General features: G+C 60.5%; 21 protein-coding genes. 19 read left to right on the top strand and 2 right to left on the bottom strand.

Going from position 1 to position 15354, the window contains the following annotated elements:
- Positions 1–35: 35 nt before the first annotated feature.
- The 13 genes from J2887_RS14960 to J2887_RS14900 all read left to right on the top strand — a co-directional run bounded on the left by J2887_RS14960 (position 36) and on the right by J2887_RS14900 (position 9298).
- Positions 36–788 carry a hypothetical protein gene (locus tag J2887_RS14960; protein ID WP_227171898.1) on the top strand — a complete coding sequence of 251 codons (753 nt, stop codon included), beginning with the start codon at positions 36–38 and terminating at the stop codon, positions 786–788.
- Complete coding sequence (locus J2887_RS14955) at positions 788–1897, top strand: HNH endonuclease (RefSeq protein WP_227171897.1); 1110 nt, start codon at positions 788–790, stop codon at positions 1895–1897. Before J2887_RS14960 ends, J2887_RS14955 begins: the two co-directional genes overlap by 1 nt.
- The gene (locus J2887_RS14950; protein WP_227171896.1) at positions 1878–2711 is read left to right on the top strand and encodes an ATP-binding protein; all 834 of its coding nucleotides are present in this window, start codon (positions 1878–1880) and stop codon (positions 2709–2711) included. The genes J2887_RS14955 and J2887_RS14950 overlap by 20 nt, the downstream gene beginning before the upstream one ends.
- A complete protein-coding gene (locus tag J2887_RS14945) occupies positions 2708–3097 on the top strand; it encodes a nuclease domain-containing protein (RefSeq protein ID WP_227171895.1) in 390 nt (129 codons plus the stop codon). The genes J2887_RS14950 and J2887_RS14945 overlap by 4 nt, the downstream gene beginning before the upstream one ends.
- Positions 3094–3408 carry a hypothetical protein gene (locus J2887_RS14940; protein ID WP_227171894.1) on the top strand — a complete coding sequence of 105 codons (315 nt, stop codon included), beginning with the start codon at positions 3094–3096 and terminating at the stop codon, positions 3406–3408. Before J2887_RS14945 ends, J2887_RS14940 begins: the two co-directional genes overlap by 4 nt.
- A 1-nt stretch (position 3409) precedes the next feature.
- Positions 3410–3679, top strand: a complete 270-nt coding sequence (locus tag J2887_RS14935) for a hypothetical protein (protein ID WP_227171893.1) — start codon at positions 3410–3412, stop codon at positions 3677–3679.
- Entirely contained in the window at positions 3679–3909 is a 231-nt protein-coding gene (locus J2887_RS14930; RefSeq protein ID WP_227171892.1) for a hypothetical protein, read from the top strand. The genes J2887_RS14935 and J2887_RS14930 overlap by 1 nt, the downstream gene beginning before the upstream one ends.
- Positions 3906–4301: a DUF2570 family protein gene (locus tag J2887_RS14925; protein WP_227171891.1), complete on the top strand. Its 396-nt coding sequence runs from the start codon at positions 3906–3908 to the stop codon at positions 4299–4301. Before J2887_RS14930 ends, J2887_RS14925 begins: the two co-directional genes overlap by 4 nt.
- 337 nt (positions 4302–4638) lie before the next feature.
- Positions 4639–5103, top strand: coding sequence for a DUF1441 family protein (locus tag J2887_RS14920; protein WP_416381869.1), 465 nt, complete (start codon positions 4639–4641; stop codon positions 5101–5103).
- Positions 5103–7187, top strand: a complete 2085-nt coding sequence (locus J2887_RS14915) for a phage terminase large subunit family protein (RefSeq protein ID WP_227171890.1) — start codon at positions 5103–5105, stop codon at positions 7185–7187. Before J2887_RS14920 ends, J2887_RS14915 begins: the two co-directional genes overlap by 1 nt.
- Complete coding sequence (locus tag J2887_RS14910; protein WP_227171889.1) at positions 7184–7513, top strand: Mor transcription activator family protein; 330 nt, start codon at positions 7184–7186, stop codon at positions 7511–7513. The genes J2887_RS14915 and J2887_RS14910 overlap by 4 nt, the downstream gene beginning before the upstream one ends.
- 34 nt (positions 7514–7547) lie before the next feature.
- Positions 7548–7778 carry a hypothetical protein gene (locus tag J2887_RS14905; protein ID WP_227171888.1) on the top strand — a complete coding sequence of 77 codons (231 nt, stop codon included), beginning with the start codon at positions 7548–7550 and terminating at the stop codon, positions 7776–7778.
- Positions 7778–9298 (top strand): phage portal protein, encoded by a 1521-nt coding sequence (locus J2887_RS14900; protein WP_227171887.1) that lies wholly within the window; start codon positions 7778–7780, stop codon positions 9296–9298. The genes J2887_RS14905 and J2887_RS14900 overlap by 1 nt, the downstream gene beginning before the upstream one ends.
- Before the next feature lie 5 nt (positions 9299–9303).
- On the opposite strand, the gene J2887_RS14895 is transcribed toward J2887_RS14900, so the two are convergent.
- Both J2887_RS14895 and J2887_RS14890 read right to left on the bottom strand, forming a co-directional pair.
- Positions 9304–9819: a recombinase family protein gene (locus J2887_RS14895; RefSeq protein ID WP_227171886.1), complete on the bottom strand. Its 516-nt coding sequence runs from the start codon at positions 9817–9819 to the stop codon at positions 9304–9306.
- 271 nt (positions 9820–10090) lie between these two features.
- The gene (locus J2887_RS14890) at positions 10091–10516 is read right to left on the bottom strand and encodes an Arc family DNA-binding protein (protein WP_227171885.1); all 426 of its coding nucleotides are present in this window, start codon (positions 10514–10516) and stop codon (positions 10091–10093) included.
- Positions 10517–10603: 87 nt separating this feature from the next.
- On the opposite strand from J2887_RS14890, the gene J2887_RS14885 reads away from it, so the two are divergent.
- From J2887_RS14885 to J2887_RS14860, 6 genes are all read left to right on the top strand, one after another.
- The gene (locus tag J2887_RS14885) at positions 10604–10756 is read left to right on the top strand and encodes a hypothetical protein (RefSeq protein WP_227171884.1); all 153 of its coding nucleotides are present in this window, start codon (positions 10604–10606) and stop codon (positions 10754–10756) included.
- Positions 10753–11562, top strand: a complete 810-nt coding sequence (locus J2887_RS14880) for a KilA-N domain-containing protein (RefSeq protein WP_227171883.1) — start codon at positions 10753–10755, stop codon at positions 11560–11562. Before J2887_RS14885 ends, J2887_RS14880 begins: the two co-directional genes overlap by 4 nt.
- 131 nt (positions 11563–11693) lie before the next feature.
- Complete coding sequence (locus tag J2887_RS14875) at positions 11694–12557, top strand: antA/AntB antirepressor family protein (RefSeq protein ID WP_227171882.1); 864 nt, start codon at positions 11694–11696, stop codon at positions 12555–12557.
- A gap of 63 nt (positions 12558–12620) precedes the next feature.
- The gene (locus J2887_RS14870) at positions 12621–12845 is read left to right on the top strand and encodes a hypothetical protein (protein WP_227171881.1); all 225 of its coding nucleotides are present in this window, start codon (positions 12621–12623) and stop codon (positions 12843–12845) included.
- Positions 12846–12977: 132 nt separating this feature from the next.
- Positions 12978–14987 (top strand): ClpP-like prohead protease/major capsid protein fusion protein, encoded by a 2010-nt coding sequence (locus J2887_RS14865; protein WP_227171880.1) that lies wholly within the window; start codon positions 12978–12980, stop codon positions 14985–14987.
- 40 nt (positions 14988–15027) lie between these two features.
- Entirely contained in the window at positions 15028–15351 is a 324-nt protein-coding gene (locus tag J2887_RS14860; RefSeq protein ID WP_227171879.1) for a DUF2190 family protein, read from the top strand.
- The last annotated feature ends 3 nt before the right edge of the window (positions 15352–15354 follow it).

Raw genomic sequence — 15354 nt, 5'->3', positions numbered from 1 at the left:
CCTGCCGGGGTTCTATACACGAGACAGGAGTGATTATGGCTGACCTGATCTTAGCCGGCAACCAGCCGGGAGCAAATCTGAGCACTCTCCATCTTCTGGACTGGGTCAATGAGGCCCGGGCCAGCCATGGCGAGCCGGTGTTACGGCGGAACGTGTTTCACGCCCGGGTGGCTGATGAGCTGGATGGGGACTACTACAAAAAAATTGTAGTTCAAAATTCGAACAGAACGACCACCGAGGCGTACGAGCTCACTCAGGAGCAATGCATGCTGGTGGCCATGCGGGAGAGCAAAAGCGTCCGTCGAGTTGTTCTGGAGAAGTTAAAGGGGCTCTCCCCAAGTGTTCCGCAATCCCTGCCGGAGGCGCTGCGTCTGGCGGCGGACATGGCTGAAAAAAACGCCCAGCTGAGCGTCGCCAATGAGCAGCTGGCCGGCGAGGTGGAGGCCCTGCACAACCTGTTCGACGAGGGGATGACCCCCGCGGCGTTTGCGAAGCGGCTGAATGGCGTGAACTGCCAGCAGATCAGTCACGAGCTTCACCGGCGGAACTGGCTCTATCACGACGGTTTTGGCTGGCGGGTTACCTCATACGCCCGGGATCGATACCTCACCGAGCGGCATAGCAATGTTCCCCGCAGCAGCGGCCAGGTCATGCTCCGCGCAACGCCGGTGTTGCTGCGTAAGGGCGCTGTCGCCCTTCACAAGATCTATCTGGACGGTCAGTTGCCCATGAAGCGGACCTGGGACGGACTGTTCACTCACAACAAAGCAATCGAGAAGGTGGCGTAATGCGAGCACGAAACATCAAACCGGGGTTCTGGAAGAACGAAGATCTGGTTGATCTCGCATTTGAGCACCGGCTGCTGTTCATTGGGCTGTGGATGCTGGCGGACCGTGAGGGTCGTCTCGAGGATCGCCCTAAGCGCATCAAAATGGAGCTGTTCCCTGGCGATGACGTGGAAATCGACTCCGGGCTTTCAGCGCTGGCGGATATGGGCCTTATTAAGCGATACGAAGTCGACGGCAAGAAGTATGTGCAGGTTGAAAACTTCGTTAAGCACCAAATGCCTCACCACAAAGAAGTGGCCAGCAAGATCCCGCCTCCTGAAGGCACAAAAGCAGTTAGTCGCCACGCCTACGATGTGTCGAAAGGTCTTCGCGAAGCAATCTTTGAGCGTGATGGAGGCCAGTGCCTGAAGTGCGGAGCCAATGAAGGGCTTTCGTTAGACCATATAAAACCATTGGCTGACGGTGGCACAAATGAAGAATGCAACCTGCAAACCCTGTGCAAGAGCTGTAATTCATCAAAAGGAAGGGCAACGAAGGATTATAGAAAGACCGTTGTTGGGAAAACGTCAAATCAACAAAAGCCCAACGTTGAGCCAACGTTAAACAAACAAAGAATCAACGAAGGCGCTCGTTGTCCATCTGATTCTCTGAATCCTGATTCTCTGAATCCTGAATCCATAAACACACTTGGCACATCGGCAAGCGATGCGCCCACGCAGACTGATTCGGCCAACGCTGACGGCCCTGAGAAAAAACCGCCCTACCCCCAGGAGTTCGAACTGGCGTGGGGCAAATACCCCAAACGCCCCGGCAGCAACCCGAAGCGCCAAGCGTTCAAAGCCTGGAAGGCGAGGACCAAGGAGGGCCACGACCCGGCTCAGATCCTGGCTGGCGTTGTCCGCTACGCGAAGTTCTGCCAAGGCACCGGGAAGACCAACACCGAATTCGTCATGCAGGCGCAGCGGTTCTTCGGGCCGTCGTGTGAGTTCGAAAGCGAGTGGTCGCCCCCAGAGCCCTTTCCGGATCGCCCCAGGCATTCCGGGTTCAGTGAGATCGATTACAGCCAAGGCCTGAAGCAGGAGGTGCCCGATGGGGTCGCTAATTTCTGAGTTGATGGGACAGCCCGACGAGCAGATGGATCACATGCTTGGCATCGACGAGCGCCGCAAGGGCGAATGCTCCCGCCATGGCAACTTCATCGATATCCACTACAGCGGCAAGGGGCGGGTGTCGGAAGGCTGGAAGGGGTGCCCTGAGTGCGCTGACGAAGCGATTCAGGCCCGGATGCGGGAGGAAGAGCGGCAGCGGCAGCTGGAGATGATGCGCGAGCGTGCTGTTCGATTCGTGGCGAAGAGCGGAATCCCGAAGCGATTTGCCGACAAGGGTTTCGACGAATACCGGCCTGTCAGCGGCAAGTCTGCCAGTGTGCTGCGCAAGATTCAGGAATATGGCGACCTGCTGGCCTCGGGCAAGCACGAGGGGCGATCTCTGATTCTGCTGGGCAACGTGGGCAACGGGAAGACGCATCTGTCTTGCGCCCTGCTGCGCGACGTGATCCTGAGAACCTGCAAGCCCGGCGAGTATTGGACGTTTGCGGAGCTGATCCGCGAGGTGAAGGGCAGCTGGAGGAAGTCATCCGATTACAGCGAGCAGGACGTCTACGATCAGTTCGCCAAGCCTGAGCTGGTGATTCTGGATGAGGTGGGCATGCAAAACTTCACGGAGTTCGAGCAGACCGTGGCCTATGAAGCGATCAACGCCCGGTATCTGCTGGAGAAGCCCACCGTTCTCATTACCAACCTGCCGGCGTCTGATCTCAATAAGTGCTTGGGCGAGCGGGTCGTTGATCGCCTCAGGGAGAACGGCGGCAAGGCGCTGGGCTTCGACTGGCTGTCCTACAGGCAGGGAGGCGACGCAGCGTGAAGCGAGGCCAGCCACTCCAACGAAAGACGCCACTGAAGGCCAAGACCGGCCTGAAGTCGGGCCAGGGACTGAAGAGCAAGCCCCGGCGCACAACCAAGGTTCGGCAGAGCGCTGCGGGCGAGCAGTGCCTGGTGCGTGTCCCGGGCATCTGCTGCGGCGATCCGGAAACTGTGGTGCTCGCTCATCTGAATGGCGCAGGCATGGCCACTAAGGCACCGGATGCCCATGGCGCCTATGCCTGCCGAACCTGCCATGCGTGGTTGGATGGCGGCTACGCCAGAACCCACACCCGCGAGCAACGTGACCTTCTGCACCTGCAGGGCGTCATTCGAACCCAGCACCGACTGATGGAGCAGGGCTACCGGTTCGTGCAGGTGGCGGCATGAAGAAGCGGGCGGGCCCGGCGTTCCGGCGTCAGTCGAAGCCGCTGAAGGCCTGCACTGAGTGCAAGGACGGCGTGGTGACCGGCCTTTTCCACGACCTGCCGTGCAACCACTGCCACGGCTCCGGCCTGGTAGACAAAGAGACCGGCCAGGGGCTGGCGGTTGAGGACCTGGTGATCCAGCTGGGCATGCGCTGGCGGGCTGAACGTGATCGCAATGCCCGACTGAGGAACCAGCTGGCGGCTGGGAAGCGCTTCCTGGCTGCCGATGATCGCGGGCATGGGCCAATGGGCAAGCGGTATCACGGGGACTGACATGAACCAGCTGACCGCAATCGTAGATGGAAAGCGCTGCACGATGCTGACCAGCAACTCCATCGAGGAAGCTGAACGGAGCTGCAGGGATCGCGTCGGCGAGCGCTTCCAGGGCTTCGCACCAATACCGACGGCAACGAAAGCCCGGGCGAAGTGGGCTGAGTATCGGGCCAAGGCGATCAGCAGGGACGACCTGGAAGCCTGGCTGGAAGAGCAGGGCGGCGACGAGCAGGAGATCAGGGCGATGTTCAACGAGATGCGAGGTGCGTGATGACGACCGGGCCTGAGCATCCAGACCCAGCAGTGCACTGGCGCCACCGCCGCCGACTGGCCTACGCAGCCATGCTGGCCCTATTGGTCACCTTGGCTGCCGCGCTGCTCGCGCCAATCCGTGAACCGGTGATCCCATTGCTCGAGGGGCTCGCTTGGACGTTCACCGTGATCATTCTCGGTTACTTCGGCAACAACGCGATCGAGTCATTCAGTAAGGGGAAGCGATGATCGGCAAATTGATCTCAGCCAAGGCGCTGCCATGGGTTGCCGGCGGTATCACCCTGGTACTGGCTTTGATGGGCGGTGCGATCTGGTTCCTGATGCAGGAGCGGGATTCGCTGAACCAGCGGGCGGGAGAGCTGGAGGCACTTAACCAACAGCACGCGGAAGTTATCCGTCAGCAGTCTGAGGATTACACAGAGCTCAAGGCTGAGCTGAAACGACGTGACGAAGCCGTCAGCAAGGCGGCGCAGGAAAGGCAGGCAGCAGAGAGGTACGCCCGTGATCAGATCGAACGACTACGAAACGCACTCGCGAAAGATGTGTGCGCTGATACCCGTCACCCTGGCGTGGTTGCTGACGTCCTGCGCGCCGGCCCCGGTGATTCAGAAAAGGACTGAGTATGTCTATCCACCAGCCAGCCTGCTGCAGGGTTACCCGGTTCCGAAGTACACCGGCAAGACGTGGGGCGATCTGCCCGAATACTGTGCTGAGCTTCAGAGCCAGTTGCGTCAGTGCGATGCGGACAAGTCGGCGCTGCGCGAGTGGTCGAGTGATCGGTGAGGTGCTCTCGAAAATCGGGATGGGTCCTCCCGGGAGCGAGAGCCGTACGGGGGCGCGGAACCGCAGGTTTCGAGAGTTTTTCGGTGTGCATGGGGTTGTTGTTGGGGTCTGCCTTTGAGCTCGGTGGTTAAGCTGTCCAAGGTTCAGCAGCTTCGCAGGCTGAACAAATCTGAATTGGCTGAGCTCTTCGGCGTATCAGTGCAGGCCGTGGATGGCTGGTGCCGCCGCGGTTGCCCGGTGGAAGAGCGCGGAGCGCCTGGCCGTCCCTGGGTGTTCGATGCGCTGCGGGTCGCGGACTGGCGTTTCTCCAAGGCGGACCAGCCGGAGGGGCAAGACCCAGACACCATGACGCCCCAGGACCGCAAAGCCTGGTACGAATCAGAGAGCAAGCGCCGGGAGCTGCAGGTGCAGGACCGGGAGCTGATCCCCAGCGCGGAAGTGGAACGAGTGGTGGCCACCGCGTTCAGTGCAATCGCCCAGGGCCTGCGTGGCCTGCCGGACAACATCGAGCGCCGGACTGGTTGCACCCCGGAGATTGTCGAGGCCATCGAGCACACCCTGGATGCTGAAATGGAAGCGCTGGCCGACAAGCTGGTGGAGCTGGGCGCGCTGGAAACACAAGAGCAGGAGACCGCCTGATGGGCTGTTACGGAACCGCACTGCCGATCGTATCCGGAGCCGCCCAGGCCTTCCGGCCACCGCGGCGGGTCACCGTGGCGGAAGGCGCGGCGCAGAGCCTGAAGATCGTTCAGCCGGGCGGTTACACCGGCTTCTGGTCGGCAGCCGAGACACCGTACATGGTTGAGCCCATGAATACCCTGGCCAGCCGGAAGCATGAAGCCGTGGTGTTCGTCGGCCCCGCTCGATCAGGAAAGACCATGGGTCTGCTGGATGGCTGGATGAGCCACACGATCACATGCGACCCGGGCGACATGCTGATAGTGCAGATGACCCAGGACAAGGCCCGCGACTATTCCAAAACCCGGATAGACCGAGCGATACGCCATAGCCCGGACCTCAGCGCGCTGCTCAGTGCCCGAGCGACTGACGACAACACGCACGACAAACTGTTTCGCCACGGCATGTGGCTGAAGATCGGCTGGCCGTCAGCCACCCAGCTGGCGAGCTCCGATTACCGGTACGTTGCCCTGACAGACTACGACCGCATGCCAGACAACGTCGATGGCGAAGGCAGCGCCTACCAGCTGGGCCTCAAACGAACCACCACGTTCCTGAGCCGGGGCATGTGCATGGTGGAGTCGTCACCGGGCAAGCCGATCACCGACCCGAACCACCGGCCGGCCACCGAGCACGAGGCCCCGCCCACCGGCGGCATTCTGGGCATCTACAACCGCGGGGACCGCCGCCGCTACTACTGGCCCTGCGTCCACTGCGGCGAGTACTTCCAGGTGAAGCCGGGCCTGGCTCTGTTCGCCGGTCTGCCCGATGAGCTGGAGCTGCTCAGCGCTGTCCGCACTGCGGACCTGTCGGCCCTGGCCACCGAGCATGCGGTGGTGTTCTGCCCGCATTGCGGCTGTGGGATTGAGCCCAAGCACAAGCAGCGCATGAACGATGCCGGTGCCTGGCTGCGAGATGGCCAGCAGATCAGCCGGTCCGGTATCAAGTCAGATGACGGCCTGCAGTCCAGTATCGCCAGCTACTGGCTGGGCGGAGCCGCTGCCGCATACCAGGGCTGGCAGAACCTGATCCTGCGCTACCTGCAGGCGCTGCGCGGGTACGCCACCGCCGGCGACGAAGAATCACTGCGGGTGACGGTGAACACCGACCAGGCCATGCCGTACCTGCCCATGGCGCTTCGCGAGGAAGTCAGAAAGCGGGATCTGGCCGATATGGCGGAAGACTTCCCGCGGTTCGTGGTGCCCGAGCAGGCCCGGTTCCTCATCGCGGCGGCCGACGTGCAGGGCGGCCAGAACGCTCGCTTTGTGGTCCAGGTGCACGCCTTCGGCCCTGCGATGGAGCAATGGCTGGTGGATCGCTATGAGATCACCGAAAGCGACCGGCCCGGTGTTGATGGCGGCAAGGCGCCCATTGATCCGGCCAGCTACCCGGAAGACTGGGACATGCTGAACCAGCGCGTGCTGGCCTCAACATATCGAACCCAGATCGAAGGGCAGGAGCTGCGCCCCCGGCTGCTGGTCTGCGACCTGGGCGGTGAGGATGGCGTTTCCGAGAATGCCAAGAAGTTCTGGCGCTCGCTGCGCAAGCAGGGGCAGGGAAGCCACATCCGGTTGTACAAGGGCGGCAGCTCTTTATCGGGCCCGATCCTCAAGGAAACCCGCATCGGTGACGAGAACCGCAAGGACGTTCCCCAGCTTCTCTGTAACCCCAACCTCCTGAAGGATGCCGTCTACAACGCCTCCCGTCGGGCCACCGATGGTGCTGCCCGTATTCACTTCCCCGTCTGGCTGGGAGCGGCATTCTGGGACGAGATGCGCGCCGAGGTTCGGGAGCCCACCGGCAGATGGAAGAAAGTCCGCAAGCGGAATGAGGCCATCGACCTGTGCGCCATGATCTGGGCCGGTGCCCTTTACCTGGGCGCGGACCGCATCAACTGGGAGAAACCGGCGCAACCCTGGGCCAGACCAATCCTATCCAACAGCGAGCGCGAGAGCGCAGACGAACGCCGGGCCAGAAAGCCTGCGCCTGCAAGAAAACCCCGCCGATCCAGCATCGGCCGATCTGAGTGGAGCGAGCGCCTATGATCACTACACTGAACCGAGACCTGGACACCGCCGTCGAACTCCACCGAATTCTGACGGCATCACTGGCCCGCCGCTTCAAGATGACCGAGGTGGCCGCCGCCGTGCTGGCGGATGAAATCGCCGTGGAGATCCGTAACGAAGTCGGGGGTTCTGAGCTCTACATCCCCGGCCCCAGCCGGACAGCCAGAAACCGGCTGATCTGCGAGCAGTTCACCGGAGACAACCACGAGCAGCTGGCCAAGCAGTTCCGCCTCAGTCGTCGCCAGGTGGAGCGCATCGTCTCAAATCGCGACATTCGGCCCCTAAAAATGTCGGTCGCCGGGTAGTAGCGTGAAGGCTGCTTTCACCAGGTAGGAACCCATGACCACGCCAACCGCCGCCGAAATGCTCGCCAAATACCTCTCCGCCGAAGCCGCCGTGCTTCGGGGGCAGGAGATCCAGTTCGAAGGCCGCAAGGTGGGCCGGGCCGACCTGGCCCAGATCATCGCCGGCCGCAAGGAGTGGGAGCGCAAGGTTGCTGCCGAGCGGGCGCGCCAGGCGGGAGCCCCAACCATTGGCGGGCTGTCGTTCTCAGTGGCGAGGCTTGATTGATGAACGCCATTGATAAAATGGTGTCGTGGTGGAACCCCGTAGCCGGCATGCGCCGTGCCCAGGCCCGAAAGCTCATCGCCTATTACGAGGCGGCAAAGCCCAGCCGAAAGCGGAAGTTCTACCGGGATAACGGCGGCCCCAACGTGCAAACCCAGCAGGGAGCCGTTGCCATCCGCACCCAGGCGCGGCACCTGGAGCAAAACCACGACATCGCCAAGGGCATCATGCGCACCTTGGTGAACAACGTGGTTGGCCCCAAGGGGATTGGTATTGAGCCCCAGCCCCGCCGCTCAGACGGCACCATCCATACCGACTACGCCAAGGCCCTGCTGGAAGCCCACCGCAACTGGCAGCGCCGGCCGGAGGTCACCCACCAGTTTCACTGGGCCCGAGTACAGCGGCTGATGTGCCGAACCTGGCTGCGGGACGGCGAAGGCTTCGCCCAGGAGCTGATCGGCCCGGTACCGCGCCTCGATCATGGCAGCCTGGTGCCATACTCCCTGGAGCTTTTCGAGCCGGACATGGTTCCGTACTCGCTCAACGATCCGCGCCGCGGCATTCGCCAGGGCATTGAGCTGAATGACTGGGGCCGGCCCCGGGCCTACTGGGTTCACAAGCACCACCCCACAGACGGCCTGATGCTCGCTTCCAGCAACGACGTCAAACGCATTGCCGCCAATCGAATCTTGCACATCACCGTGGCGGACCGCATCGGCCAGCTGCGTGGCGTGTCTGAGTTCGCCAGCGTGATCACCCGCCTTGAAGACATCAAGGACTATGAGGAAAGCGAACGCGTGGCCGCCAAGATCGCGGCGATGCTCACGGCCTACGTGAAGCGAGGCAACCCGGATTCCCTGAAAGCGGATGAGCTGCCGAGAGACAGCGAGGGCAACATCCAGCCGCGGGAGATCAGCCTGGAGCCGGGCGCGATCATCGACAACCTGGAGATCGGGGAAGAGATCGGGCTGATCGACTCAAAGCGGCCCAACCCCAACCTGGTCACCTTCCGGCAAGGCCAGCTCAAAGCGCTGTCAGCAGGGGTTGGCGCAACCTACAGCAGCATCGCCCGGGACTACAACGGCAACTTCTCCGCCCAGCGCCAGGAGCTGATCGAGCAGTTTGTGCACTACGCCGCATTGACGGATGAGTTCGTGGGCAACTTCATCGAGCCATCTTGGCAATCCTTCGTTCGTACTGCCCACCTTTCGGGCGTGGTCCCAATGCCTGACGACGTGGTGCCTGGCACAGCAGATGACGCGCTCTACGTGGGGCAACAGCTGCCGTGGATTGATCCGCTGAAGGAAGCCAACGCCTGGGTGAAACTGGTCCGTGCCGGCTTCGCCTCAGAAGTGGAAGTGATGCGCAAGCGGGGCGTGAACCCGGCCGACGTGATCAACCAGATCGAGAACCACCGCAAAGACTGCGAAAGCAAAGGGCTGGTGTTCGACTCGAACGCGGCTTGGAAAGGGGCTATGGCAGAGTATGCGGATGAGGGCGGCGATCCGCCCTCGTCAGAGTGAAACGGTCAGCTTCCGGCCAGTGCGGCCTCAACGGCCTCGGTTGTCCAGGTGGAGGAACCAAGCGTCGGCATCCCTTCTTTGCGCAGTTCGAAGGCGATTTGGTCTGGGCTGCGACCGTCGGCGCTCAGATTTCGAATTAGCTTGCGGATGCTCTCTTCTTGAGAGGCGGTGGCCTTCCGTGGTGGCGGTGTTGGTTTTGGTGCTGGGCGCTGCGCCGCTGGGGCTGGCGGTTTGGGTGGCGCCGATTGAAGCTCAACCAGTTTCTGCAATGATTCAGCGCTGCTTCTGGTGCTGCTCTCAGTATCCAGAAACACGGCGATTATCTCAGCTACCGCGATCGACAGAATCGCGAATGCAACGCCGCCTACTACCAAGCCAATACCTACGGCGAAACCGTCGCTCTTAACGAGAGAAATGACGCCAGATAGCGCGAGAATGCCGCCCACAAGGTAGCCAAAAGCTTTGTACCAGGCAGCAATAGTTCTTAGTGCGGGATAACGTGTACCGTTCGATTTTGCCACTTCTTGTTCCTCTGTGGTTCCTTCCTGAGTTCGTGACAAAGTATCCAATAACCTAAGCGCTGTGTGCAAAACTATGTAAAAGCATGCAGTTGGATCAAGTGCTTCAGCCTCAGCGTCATGGCGGAAAAGTCAGAAAGCTCCCGACATTAAGGAGCCGGTCAGTTGATAACTGGAGGTTGCACATCAGTTGGTGCGATTAGGCTGAAGTGGGACGCCAGGGTTCTAGAGAAGCCTATAAGCCTGGCGGGCCCGAACTGAAAAACTTGGGCGCTTAGCCCCAGATGATCTCAAAGTAATTCAAATCATGGATCAGCACCTTGTACCCCTTTGCCTCGAGCTGCTGTCGAACTTTGGCGAAAATTTCTTGATGCTGCGGGCGTTCTGAGTTCGCGCCAGGCACTTCCTCTATCCCCATATAGACGGAGTCTAGCCCCACCTTAGAGGCTTCAATAATCCTCTCGACCACCGCCTTCCACATGATTGCTTTCATGTTTTCAATTGCTGCACTTGCGGTCGCATTGAGCGACTCAGCATCCGGAAGGTCTTCATCTGGAGAGAGTTCGGCCGCAAATGATGCATCCAATCGCGCGACAATCTCCGCATTCATAGAGCGGTTATTTGCCTTGGATGCTTGCTCGATTTTCTCTTTGAGCGCCTGCGGCAGCCTCAACTTGTACTGGGGGTCGGTCTGTTTCATGGCGGAATGATGGACCATTTAGGTGTTGACGACAATGGACCTAAAAGGTACGGTACCAATTAGGTCCAATTTGTTGAGGAGAGAGCTGTGAAAAAAGACCAAAATCAAGTGAAGGTGCGATTCCAGCCTGAGTGCAAGAAGTGGATTGAGCGGCAGTCCAGGGATCAGGAGCGCAGTCAGACCTGGATCATTAACGACCTTGTTCGCAAGGCAATTCAGAACGAGGGGCAAGTGTCATGACCAACGTAACTGACATCAGGACAGGGCTACCGGTAGTGGCCGGCGTTGAGATCGCTGTGGATGAGCATGGCAGGTTTAATCTGAATGCGATTCATCGGGCCAGCGGCCTTGGAAAACACAAATCCCCTAATAAGTGGCTGGAGAATGCGGCTGCAAGGGATCTCGTTGTAGAACTCGAAACTCAAACCCCGAATTCGGGGTTAGCTCAGAAATCAGTCAATGTGGTTAAGGGCGGCAAGGCACCGGGAACTTTCGCTCACGAACTGCTGGCCATCTCGTACGCTGGGTGGATTAGTGCTGCATTCCAGCTGAAGGTGAATCAGGTGTTCATGGACTACCGCACCGGCAACCTAAAGGCGGTGGAGCCCAGCAGAAAAGACCTCGCATTAATGGTCATTCAGGCAGAGGAAGAGCGGGAGCGCCTGACAGCCGAGCTGGACGAGGCGACGCGGACAAAAGCCTGGATCGGCAGCAAGCGTGAGGCGACAGCCATGGCGAAAGCTTCTGCTGAGTTGCGCAGGGCCAATCAGCTGCAGCAGCAACTCGGCGTGGCGACGGACTGGAAGACTGTGAAGGCAATTCCGTGGCTGGAGGATCAGTTCCTGATATCCCGATCTATGTACCAGCAGGTTGGAAAGAAGCTCAGGGCGATATCGGACGAGCTGGGGCTGGAGGTTGAGGCTGTAGAGGATTCGTCGTACGGGACCATCAAGGCTTACCACATCAGCGCTATCAACGAGTTGGGGCGCAGACTTATGCAGGATCGGGAGCTGTTGGGAAAGTATCGGAAAGGGGAGGCTGCGTGATTTTGATGAGAGGTGCAGACCCCGATCACGGGCCAAAAAAGTCGGTAGAATTGAAAATCGTGACCAAGGCTGCTGGCCAAGGCCACGATTAACCCAACCGCCTGTTGGCGCAGGCACATCGGAGTACGCGTATGTCAACGCATGTTGAGGATAGCACAATTGAGGTGATTCCGGTTTTCGCCGGAAGCATCAACAACGAAAAGCAGCAGATGGTGGACGCCCGGGCATTGCACCGATTTCTTGAGGTGGACGCCCGCTTCAACGACTGGATCTCTCGCCGGATTGCCGAATACGGGTTTTCGGCAGGCGAGGACTTTTACTCTGAGTTGAGTAAAAGCACTGGCGGCCGCCGGCGCCGCGAATTTTGCGTCACACTGGATATGGCGAAGGAACTTTCGATGGTTGAGCGGAACGATAGAGGTCGGCAAGCCCGCCGCTATTTCATCGAGTGCGAGAAGCGGCTGCGCCAAGTTGCACCTGAGGATGCTGCATCTATCGGCGAAGAGACCATAGGGGTAGCTGGGCTTCAGAAGTTAAAAGCTCTTGTTCGAGGCAAGGTTGCCAATTTGCCGGCAGCAGCCCGGCGCAGCGCCACAGCGAAACTCTGGTCACAAACCCATTCCGCCTTCGGCGTTCGGTCCGCTGCCGATATCCCGGCTGATCAACTGGACAGCGCCCGGAACTTCGTTGCGGCTTACGCCATCGAGGGCGAGTTCATTGAGGCCGGAAAGCCAGCGCCAGGGATTACCCTTGCGCCTGCGGATGAGATGAAGCTACATGTGCTGCTGGCACACTACCGCGAAGCCATCCGCGATCTCAATAACCTCTACATCGCTTATCAAGCCCTGGAGTCAAAGCCGCTGCTGAGGGTGTGGGACCACCTACACGAAGGCAAGCCATCCTATCTGGGGCTGGTAAACAGCCTGGGTTCGGCGCTTGAAGCCAGCTACCTCCACCAGATTGGCGAGGTGGGCCGGCGCCATCTGCACAGCTGATCCCGTGAAGCCCCGCTTTGCGGGGCTGTGCCTGACTGGGTTTACCGAGAGCGTGGTGACTGCATGTTTCCTGAAACCGTCAAGGGCCTGCTGAATCAGCTGGCCCTGCTATTTGTTGTTGCGGTCAGTCTGGGGCTGGCTGCTGCTGTAGTGGTTCTGCTTTTCCACCTGCTTGCCCCGGTGAGTTACCACTTCTTGAGCGCCTCCCAGATCGGCCTTGTACAGTCGGCGCTGCTGGGCGGGGCGGCTGTGGGCATTGCTCAGAAATACCTGAAGAAACACACCTGACCATACTTGCCGCAGCCAGCACCGTTACTGGCTTGCTGGCCTATTGGGTTGCACGAATCCGCGACATCCCCCGGGTAAAAATGTCGCGCCCCGCCTGAGAGGCTATCTGCATTCGAACACCAGGATGCAGATATGCCGACCCCATCGCCTTTCTCAATCAAAGCCAGTGCAGCCAAAGCTGAAAGTGCTGAGATCTTCATCTATGGAGACATCGGCGACAGCTGGGACGATGAAAGCGTCGCAGCGGCCAAGTTCGTCCGCGAACTGGCGGCACTGGATGCTGAAACCATCTCTCTGCGCATTAACTCTCCTGGTGGCTCCGTTACCGACGGCCTGGCCATCTTCAATGCCCTCAAGCGCCACCCGGCCACGGTAAACGTCGAGATCGACGGCATCGCGGCCAGCATCGCCAGCCTGATCGCCATGGCGGGCGACAACATCTCCATGGCCCGCAACGCTCTGTTCATGATCCACGCCCCCTGGGGCTTCTCCATCGGCAACGCCACTGAGATGCGCAAAACCGCTGATGTGATGGACAAGCACGCCCAGGCGATGGCCAACGCCTACGCCGAGGGCACCGGTAAGGACGCCAGCGAGTTCATGGACCTGATGAACGATGGCGAAGACCACTGGTACACAGCCGAGGAGGCCGAGGCCGCCGGCTACGTAAACCAGGTCACCGCTGAACTGCCCATTGCCGCAAGCATTGAGAATACGTTCGACCTGTCCCGATTCCCCCGATTTGCACCCAAGCCAGCGGCAGCCGCCGCACCGAAACCAGAGGAACCAGCTATGCCTGATCCCGTGAATCCGCCGGCGGCTGAACCGCAGGCAAAAAGCGAAGCGGAGCTGCGCGCTGAATTTGTGCAGCAAGAACAGACCCGCCGTGATGGCGTGAAAGCCAAGTTTGACCTGTTCAAGGGCCGTGAGGACCTGAACGACCTGATGGCCACCTGCCTGGGCGATATGAACTGCACCCCTGAGCAGGCGGGCGAGAAGATCCTCGCCAAGCTGGCTGCCGGCGCCGAGCCCGTGCAGGGCCGCGTGGTTGTGGTTGAAGATGAGCGCGACGTAAAGCGCGCCGCAGGTGTCGAAGCCCTGCTGGCCCGTGCCGGCGTGGAAGGCATCAAAGCCGATCAGAACAATCCGTATCGCGGCTACAAGCTGCTCGATATGGCCCGGGACAGCCTGGAGGCCGCGGGCACCAACACTCGTGGCATGGACCAGATGAAGCTGGTTGGCAGTGCCTTCACCCAATCCACCAGTGATTTCCCGGTGCTGCTGGAAGAGGCGATGCACCGCACCCTGGAATCCGCCTACGACACCGCGTCGGACACCTGGTCCCGTTTCTGTGCCACCGGCTCCGTGAGCGACTTCCGGGCGCACAACCGGTACCGCCTGGGCAGCCTTGGCAATCTGGACCCCGTGAACGAGAACGGCGAGTTCAAGAATAAGCCGATCCCGGACGGCGAGAAAGCCAGCGTTCAGGCCGATACCGTGGGCAACATCATCAACCTGACTCGCCAGGCCATCATCAACGACGACCTGGGGGCCTTCATTGGCCTGTCCCGCATGCTGGGCCGCGCTGCCGCTCGTACCGTTGAGGCGACTGTTTACGCCCTGCTGAACGAGAACAACGGCCTTGGCCCGACCATGGACGATGGCAAGCCCCTGTTCCATGCCGACCACGGCAACATCGGAACTGCCGGCGCTCTGTCAGTAGAGACCATCGAGAATCTGCGGATTCTGATGGCCAGCCAGAAGGACATCAGCGACGAAGACTTCCTGGACATTCGCCCCTCCGGCCTGCTGGTCCCCATGGGCCTGGGTGGTGACGCCCGGGTGATCAATGAGGCCCAGTACGACCCGGACACCTCCGGCAAGCTGCAGAAGCCCAACAAGGTGCGCGGCCTGTTCAGCGACATCATCGACACGCCGCGCCTGACCGGTACCCGGTTCTACGGCTTTGCCTCCGCAGCCGAAGCGCCGGTGATTGAAGTCTCCTTCCTGGACGGCAACCAAACCCCGTACCTCGAAATGCAGGAAGGCTTCAGCGTGGACGGCACTCGCTACAAGGTGCGCCTGGACTTCGGCGCTACTGCCGTGGACTACCGTGGCGCCGTAACCAACGCCGGCCAGTAAGGCCGGCATCACCCAGCCTGAGAGCTGAGAGGAAAGAATCATGGCTAGAAATTACGTGAAGCCGGGCAACGTTCTCACCCTGACCGCTCCATCTGGTGGCGTGGTGTCTGGCGGCGGCTATGTGGTGGGCGACCTGTTCGTGATCGCGGTGCACAACGCTGCCGAGGGTGAGCCTTTCGAAGGTAATGCGGTTGGCGCCTGGGATCTGCCCAAGGCCAGCTCTGATCCGTGGGGCGAAGGCGTGAAGGTTTACTGGGATGGCACCCAGGCCACCACTGTCGCCACGGACAACCACCTGATCGGTCATTCGGCTGCCGTGGCTGACGCAGACGCCCCAACGGGCCTCGTGCGCCTGCAGCCGTAAGAC

The sequence above is a fragment of the Marinobacter sp. CA1 genome, from assembly GCF_020546665.1.
Lineage (GTDB): Bacteria > Pseudomonadota > Gammaproteobacteria > Pseudomonadales > Oleiphilaceae > Marinobacter > Marinobacter xestospongiae.
The sequence above is the reverse complement of the archived record's forward strand: the minus strand, read 5'-3'. Positions and strand labels throughout refer to the sequence as shown.

Bases quoted from the DNA above. Each gene is read 5' to 3' on its own strand.
- J2887_RS14860 (WP_227171879.1), top strand. From the start codon at position 15,028: ATGGCTAGAAATTACGTGAAGCCGGGCAACGTTCTCACCCTGACCGCT.
- J2887_RS14950 (WP_227171896.1), top strand. From the start codon at position 1,878: ATGGGGTCGCTAATTTCTGAGTTGATGGGACAGCCCGACGAGCAGATG.
- J2887_RS14960 (WP_227171898.1), top strand. From the start codon at position 36: ATGGCTGACCTGATCTTAGCCGGCAACCAGCCGGGAGCAAATCTGAGC.
- J2887_RS14865 (WP_227171880.1), top strand. From the start codon at position 12,978: ATGCCGACCCCATCGCCTTTCTCAATCAAAGCCAGTGCAGCCAAAGCT.
- J2887_RS14910 (WP_227171889.1), top strand. From the start codon at position 7,184: ATGATCACTACACTGAACCGAGACCTGGACACCGCCGTCGAACTCCAC.
- J2887_RS14955 (WP_227171897.1), top strand. From the start codon at position 788: ATGCGAGCACGAAACATCAAACCGGGGTTCTGGAAGAACGAAGATCTG.
- J2887_RS14935 (WP_227171893.1), top strand. From the start codon at position 3,410: ATGAACCAGCTGACCGCAATCGTAGATGGAAAGCGCTGCACGATGCTG.
- J2887_RS14925 (WP_227171891.1), top strand. From the start codon at position 3,906: ATGATCGGCAAATTGATCTCAGCCAAGGCGCTGCCATGGGTTGCCGGC.
- J2887_RS14915 (WP_227171890.1), top strand. From the start codon at position 5,103: ATGGGCTGTTACGGAACCGCACTGCCGATCGTATCCGGAGCCGCCCAG.
- J2887_RS14905 (WP_227171888.1), top strand. From the start codon at position 7,548: ATGACCACGCCAACCGCCGCCGAAATGCTCGCCAAATACCTCTCCGCC.
- J2887_RS14900 (WP_227171887.1), top strand. From the start codon at position 7,778: ATGAACGCCATTGATAAAATGGTGTCGTGGTGGAACCCCGTAGCCGGC.
- J2887_RS14930 (WP_227171892.1), top strand. From the start codon at position 3,679: ATGACGACCGGGCCTGAGCATCCAGACCCAGCAGTGCACTGGCGCCAC.
- J2887_RS14940 (WP_227171894.1), top strand. From the start codon at position 3,094: ATGAAGAAGCGGGCGGGCCCGGCGTTCCGGCGTCAGTCGAAGCCGCTG.
- J2887_RS14890 (WP_227171885.1), bottom strand. From the start codon at position 10,516: ATGAAACAGACCGACCCCCAGTACAAGTTGAGGCTGCCGCAGGCGCTC.
- J2887_RS14880 (WP_227171883.1), top strand. From the start codon at position 10,753: ATGACCAACGTAACTGACATCAGGACAGGGCTACCGGTAGTGGCCGGC.
- J2887_RS14870 (WP_227171881.1), top strand. From the start codon at position 12,621: ATGTTTCCTGAAACCGTCAAGGGCCTGCTGAATCAGCTGGCCCTGCTA.
- J2887_RS14875 (WP_227171882.1), top strand. From the start codon at position 11,694: ATGTCAACGCATGTTGAGGATAGCACAATTGAGGTGATTCCGGTTTTC.